Below are 305 nucleotides of genomic sequence, written 5' to 3' on the forward strand. Positions count from 1 at the left end.
CTTCGCGCCGAACAACTTCCTGCAGTCCCACTACGAGGACGACACGACGACCAAGCTGCTCGACACCGAGCGGACCCAGGCCGACGAGGCCGAGCGTGAGAAGACGCTCGCGCAGGTCCAGGAGCGGGTCGCCCAGCAGGTGCCGATCCTGCCGCTGCTGACGGGTGCCCAGGTGGCCGTGGCCGGCGACGACGTCGAGGGCGTGGACGACACGCTCGACGCGGCGTTCAAGTTCCGGTTCTCGTCGCTCTCGAAGGGCTGACGCAGACGGAGGGGTGGGCCGGACCGTGACCTCGGTCGGGCCC

1 protein-coding gene is annotated in these 305 nt (G+C 70.2%); it reads left to right on the top strand.

The features are described 5' to 3' along the window. Positions 1 to 262, top strand: a 262-nt coding sequence (locus ASF38_RS18355; RefSeq protein WP_369815154.1) for a hypothetical protein, incomplete at its 5' end; no start/stop codon positions are given. Positions 263 to 305: the final 43 nt, after the last annotated feature.

The sequence above is a fragment of the Aeromicrobium sp. Leaf272 genome (assembly GCF_001422865.1).
In the GTDB taxonomy this organism is placed as follows: Bacteria; Actinomycetota; Actinomycetes; order Propionibacteriales; family Nocardioidaceae; genus Aeromicrobium.